Annotated in this window: 1 protein-coding gene; it reads right to left on the bottom strand. The window is 67.7% G+C overall.

The genetic code is table 11. The annotated features are described in order from the left end of the window. The coding region (locus B3T77_RS05235) for a M2 family metallopeptidase (protein WP_292077908.1) at positions 1-546 on the bottom strand (546 nt) is incomplete at its 3' end. Positions 547-685: the final 139 nt, after the last annotated feature.

Genomic DNA, 685 nt, shown 5'->3' with positions numbered 1-685 from the left:
GATCAGCGAGGCCTCGTCCAGCGTGATCGGCTTGCCCTTGAAATCGAACTTGCCGGTCGAATAGGTCGAGTCCAGACGGGTGGTGATCTGGGCCAACTCCTCGGCTGCGCCTGGACGATTGGGCGCCGGCAGAACCAGGCTGAGACGCAGCAGGTTCAGCTTGCGGCGCACGACCGGATCGACCTGGACGTCGTTGAACCTGGCCGCCTGATTGGCGAGCTGGACCTGAAGCTCGGTCGCCTCGGCGTTGGCCTTGGACTCCAGCCACATCGTGTCGAAGGTGATGTTGGTGGCGCGCGCCCACTGGATGCGGGCGACATATTCGCTGACCTCGGCCCATTTGGTTTCGGCGTCAGCGATGAAGGCCGTCGCGCCCTCGGCGGTGATGGGATAGTCGGCGCGCATGCCGCTTACGGCGGGCGCGGGCGTCGTCGAGGCCGTCTGTTCGACGCCTGGCGCGCCGGCGGCGGGTTCGCTGGTGCTGGCGCAGCCGGCGGCGAAGGCGAGGGCGCAGACCGCGACGGCGGTCATCATCTGACGCTTCATGATGGATCTCCTGAACAGCGCGGGCAGGAGAGGTCAGGCCCGGTCGCCCGTCAAGCGTGACGGTTCAGCGGCCGACGACGCAGGTGTTCAGACCTTCGTTGCGCACCGTGCCCATGGCCGCCTGAACGCGCGCGGCGCG

This window comes from Brevundimonas sp. UBA7838 (assembly GCF_002500885.1).
Classification (GTDB): domain Bacteria; phylum Pseudomonadota; class Alphaproteobacteria; order Caulobacterales; family Caulobacteraceae; genus Brevundimonas; species Brevundimonas vesicularis_C.
Note: the sequence above shows the minus strand (reverse complement) of the source record. Positions and strands in the feature narration are given on the sequence as shown.